6 protein-coding genes are annotated in these 4,077 nt (G+C 31.2%); 5 read left to right on the top strand and 1 reads right to left on the bottom strand.

The annotated features are described in order from the left end of the window. The first annotated feature begins 150 nt into the window (after positions 1-150). From CN514_RS24045 to CN514_RS24030, 4 genes are all read left to right on the top strand, one after another. A complete protein-coding gene (locus CN514_RS24045) occupies positions 151-666 on the top strand; it encodes a YceD family protein (RefSeq protein ID WP_098234732.1) in 516 nt (171 codons plus the stop codon). 55 nt (positions 667-721) lie between these two features. Further along, positions 722-895: a 50S ribosomal protein L32 gene (gene rpmF, locus CN514_RS24040; RefSeq protein WP_025672195.1), complete on the top strand. Its 174-nt coding sequence runs from the start codon at positions 722-724 to the stop codon at positions 893-895. Positions 896-1,068: 173 nt separating this feature from the next. Then, positions 1,069-1,836, top strand: coding sequence for an enoyl-CoA hydratase/isomerase family protein (locus CN514_RS24035; RefSeq protein WP_098234731.1), 768 nt, complete (start codon positions 1,069-1,071; stop codon positions 1,834-1,836). A 76-nt stretch (positions 1,837-1,912) separates the two neighbouring features. Continuing rightward, on the top strand, positions 1,913-2,494 hold the full coding sequence (locus CN514_RS24030; protein WP_098234730.1) for an RsfA family transcriptional regulator: 582 nt from the start codon (positions 1,913-1,915) through the stop codon (positions 2,492-2,494). Positions 2,495-2,542: 48 nt separating this feature from the next. On the opposite strand, the gene CN514_RS24025 is transcribed toward CN514_RS24030, so the two are convergent. Beyond that, positions 2,543-2,956 carry a GNAT family N-acetyltransferase gene (locus CN514_RS24025; protein WP_248266466.1) on the bottom strand — a complete coding sequence of 138 codons (414 nt, stop codon included), beginning with the start codon at positions 2,954-2,956 and terminating at the stop codon, positions 2,543-2,545. Between the two features lie 147 nt (positions 2,957-3,103). On the opposite strand from CN514_RS24025, the gene CN514_RS24020 reads away from it, so the two are divergent. Beyond that, positions 3,104-3,991, top strand: coding sequence for a 2-dehydropantoate 2-reductase (locus CN514_RS24020; protein ID WP_098234729.1), 888 nt, complete (start codon positions 3,104-3,106; stop codon positions 3,989-3,991). Positions 3,992-4,077: the final 86 nt, after the last annotated feature.

The following is a 4,077-nucleotide window of genomic DNA, read 5'->3' as shown; positions in this document are numbered from 1 at the left end:
TGGAAAGAGCGCCACTTCTTCAGCTGAATGGAGATATTCCCTTCAGAGCTGGGCAAGCTTGTTCCACATTTCAATAGTGTAAAGAAAAAATATTGACAAGTGATTATAAAGAATATATAATTTTCATTGTTGCCTTGAGGTGGTTTATTTATGAAATGGTCAGTGTACCAGTTGCAGAAATTAAGACATAAAGGTTTAAATTTAGATGAGACAATTGATGTAAGTCAAATAAAGGAACGTAATACTGATATTCGAGAGGTTTCTCCAATTCGAGTTACTGGACGAGTTGATTTTGGAACGAACCGTTATACGTTTCATTTAACAATAACTGGATATTTAATTTTACCTTGTGTAAGAACATTAGTTGATGTAAAATATCCTTTGTCGATTACCACAACAGAAACATTTTTTACAACATCTGAATGGAAAAGTGAAGATGAGAATTTTCACATCCTAGAGGGTGACGTGTTAGACTTAACCCCAGTGATTGAGGAATGTATCTTAGCCGAGATTCCAATGCAGGTTTATGCGGAGGATGTTGAGGGGAAAGAAACAGCTCCAACGTCAGGTACAGATTGGGAAGTTAGGGAACATGTCGAAGTAGAGCAAAAAATTGACCCTCGACTTGCTGGTTTAGCAAAATTTTTTGACAAACAAGATAATTGAGAAGTACCGGATAACCGGCTTCATAACAAACACTGACTTTAAGGAGGTGGGATCAATGGCAGTACCTGCAAGAAGAACGTCCAAAACTGTAAAAAGAAAGCGTCGTACGCATTTTAAATTAGCGGTACCTGGAATGGTTGAATGCCCAAACTGTAGTGAATTAACATTAGCACACCGCGTATGTAAATCATGCGGACACTACAAAGGAAAACAAGTACTTAGCAAATAAGCTAGTCTTTGAATGAGCACATAGGAAACTATGTGCTTTTCCTTTTGCCTTTAAATGTAGTTTGTCTATGACGAATTCTCTAAAATCATGCTTCCTCTTACCTCTGCCCATTTCAATTTCTGTATAGTATAATAAAAACTAATAGGAAACTAGGTAAAGAGAGAGGGATTCCAATGTCTGAAGTAATTACTTATCAAAGAGATGAAATAGATTATATATTTTTAAATAGGCCTAATTACGGGAATTGCATTGATGAAAATACGGTAGAAAAACTTTCTGAAATTATCCGAGAAATCCGAATGAAATCCCAAAGTAAATTAGTTGTTTTAACTGGGGAGGGTATGAAATATTTTTGTACCGGTGGGGATTTAAACACAATCTTAAAGTTTAAAAATAATTTAAGTGGATTGGAATCTTTTAATCTAAAAATGTGTGAAGTGATTTATCAAATAGCTATGTTACCTCAAATTACAATCTGTTTTATTAATGGATATGCTTTAGGTGGTGGCTGTGAATTGGCGAGTGCATTCGATTTTAGATACGCGAGTCATCATGCAAAAATAGGATTTATTCAAGGTAGAATGGGAATCCCAACCTCATGGGGTGGAGGTACCATACTTCAAGAAAAAATGAGTCATCAAGATTGGATTACATTACTATCATCCTCAAATATTTACACCGCATTTCAAGCTAAGAAGATCGGCTTTATACATGAACTATCAAAAGATTTAACAAGTTTACATAATGAAAGCTTTATTAGTTTAGCTAAAAGTATTCCAGCACAAATTCATCATCAAAATAAAAAAATACTTATTCGTAAATGGACTGAGCAAAATCTTAAGAGAAGAATGGACGAAGAAGTTATTTCTGCTATGCCACTTTGGTTTTCAGATGAACATATAAAAAATATCGAACAATTTACAAAAAAATTGGAAAAGTAATCTTCTACCTTCATTTTTTTGTGCATATGAATTAGTAAAATCTGCTTATTGCATAAGAAATTGGAGGGGATTGCAAATGGTTGCAAATCGCCAGGATGCATGGACAAAAGATGAAGATAACTACTTAGCTGAAGTAGTTTTAAAAACGATAAATGAAGGGTCAACTCAATTAATGGCATTTAAAGTTGTAGCAAAGAACTTATCAAGGACTGCTGCTGCTTGCGGTTACCGGTGGAATTCATTTGTTAGAAAGTTCTATAAAGAAGAGATTGAAAAAGCAAAAAATAGTAGTAAAAAACAAGCTGTTCCCTCAAACGAGGTAGAACCAACGCACGATTCGGAAATCATTACAAATGAGATTCATGAAGAAGCTACAACAGAAAAAGGCCATTCCGAAATAACCTTTGAGTCAGTATATAAATTCCTTGAATATTTGAGATTAAAAGTTGATGCCAGTGGACGAATTAAAGATATACAATCTTTAGAAAAAAAGCTATTAAAATATAAACAAGAAAATGAGCAATTGAAAATTGAAAAGCAACAATTAGTTGAAAAACTAAATGAACTCCAAAGTGAATATGAACATTTATTTGATTTTTTAGATCAAAAACGAAAAATAGTAAATGTAAGTTCTAAAAATGACACAAAGGTTAAATAAAATGAAAAAACTCAACATCTCCTAAAGGGGTGTTGAGTTTTTTTGTCTTTATTTATTTTCGGGTTTCCAAATGACAAATTCAGAATCTGCCTCAATGAAACCTTGTTTTTTCCAAAATTCATTTGAATTTGCTCTTGGTATCGTTTTAATTGTTTTCTTAAACGATTTAGCGAAATTTACTAATTCTTTTCCGTACCCATTCTTTTGATAATAAGGTAGAACTTCCATTTTATTAATTTCAATTATTTCTTCATTATTTTCACTATGTGTATATAAACTCATTCGGGCAATAAGTGCCTTGCCTAAGTAAATACCGTAGAAAGGAGATTGAAACTCGTTATCAATTAAATTTGATTCAAGATCTTCAAGCATTGATAGCTCTTGTAAACCGTAACCGGAAAATTGCTGAAATTGTTCAAGTGTTTTAAAATTTATTTGTAAACGTTCTATCTTGATGTTCAAAAAAGCTCCCCCTTAAAAAGAATGTAAATTTTTAATATTTTAAATATAATTATATCGTACAATTAAATTTAAAAAAAGATAGATTCGGTGTAAATTTATTATCAAAAAGATAATAGTGGAAAAATAATTTTTCGATTGGAGAAATCAATGAAAATAGGCATAATTGGTGGTGGTGCCGTCGGTCTTCTTACAGCATCGTATTTGTATCAAAATAAACATAATGTTACATTATTTACGAGAACAGAAGAACAGGCAAATCTTATAAATAACTTTGGTGTTATACTTTCAGTAGATGAAAAAACGAAACAAATGTGTATAACAGCAAATAAATTATTACCTAAAATAAACACGTTCGATCTATTAATTGTTTGTGTTAAGCAATATCATTTAAATCAAATTGTTAACACGTTATATCAATATGAGGGTGAGAATATATTATTTCTCCAAAATGGAATGTCTCATATTGAAATCGTTAAAAATTTACCCATTCAAAATTGCTTTATAGGTATCGTTGAACACGGTGCATTAAAAACTTCTCCGAATGAAATCACACATACTGGTAAAGGGATAATTCGAATTGGACAAATAAAAGGGAATATAGATGCTTTAAATCATTTATCAAGTTTACATACAGCTGAGTTTCCAATCAAAAGCCAAGATGATTGGGAGTATATACTTAAACAAAAGTGTTTAATAAATTGTGTTATTAACCCTTTAACGTCTATATTGAACGTTCGCAATGGTGAATTAATCACTAATGAGTATTTTAAACCAATTAGTAAATTATTATTTAATGAGGTTGCAACGATCCTAGATTTAAATAACAAAAAAGAATGGGAAAAATTAGTAGATATATGTGAGAAAACGAAAGAAAACTACTCATCAATGAATCGAGATTTATTTCATGGTAGACAAACAGAAATTGAAAGTATGCTAGGATTTGTTAAAAAATTGGCAATTAATAAAAAAATAAATGTACCGACAATTGAACTTGTGTACAATAGTATAAAAGGACTTGAGAAGAAAAAGGGGTAATTCTTTTTGGAAAAATTTTTCATTTTCTTTATTTCACTATTAATTGAATTTCCGATTTTTTCAACAATTTTTATCTATATGTTTTA

Origin of the sequence: Bacillus sp. AFS001701, assembly GCF_002559405.1 — a bacterium.
Taxonomy (GTDB): Bacteria; Bacillota; Bacilli; order Bacillales; family Bacillaceae_G; genus Gottfriedia.
The sequence above is the reverse complement of the archived record's forward strand: the minus strand, read 5'-3'. Positions and strand labels throughout refer to the sequence as shown.

Bases quoted from the DNA above. Each gene is read 5' to 3' on its own strand.
- CN514_RS24045 (WP_098234732.1), top strand. From the start codon at position 151: ATGAAATGGTCAGTGTACCAGTTGCAGAAATTAAGACATAAAGGTTTA.
- rpmF (WP_025672195.1), top strand. From the start codon at position 722: ATGGCAGTACCTGCAAGAAGAACGTCCAAAACTGTAAAAAGAAAGCGT.
- CN514_RS24035 (WP_098234731.1), top strand. From the start codon at position 1,069: ATGTCTGAAGTAATTACTTATCAAAGAGATGAAATAGATTATATATTT.
- CN514_RS24030 (WP_098234730.1), top strand. From the start codon at position 1,913: ATGGTTGCAAATCGCCAGGATGCATGGACAAAAGATGAAGATAACTAC.
- CN514_RS24020 (WP_098234729.1), top strand. From the start codon at position 3,104: ATGAAAATAGGCATAATTGGTGGTGGTGCCGTCGGTCTTCTTACAGCA.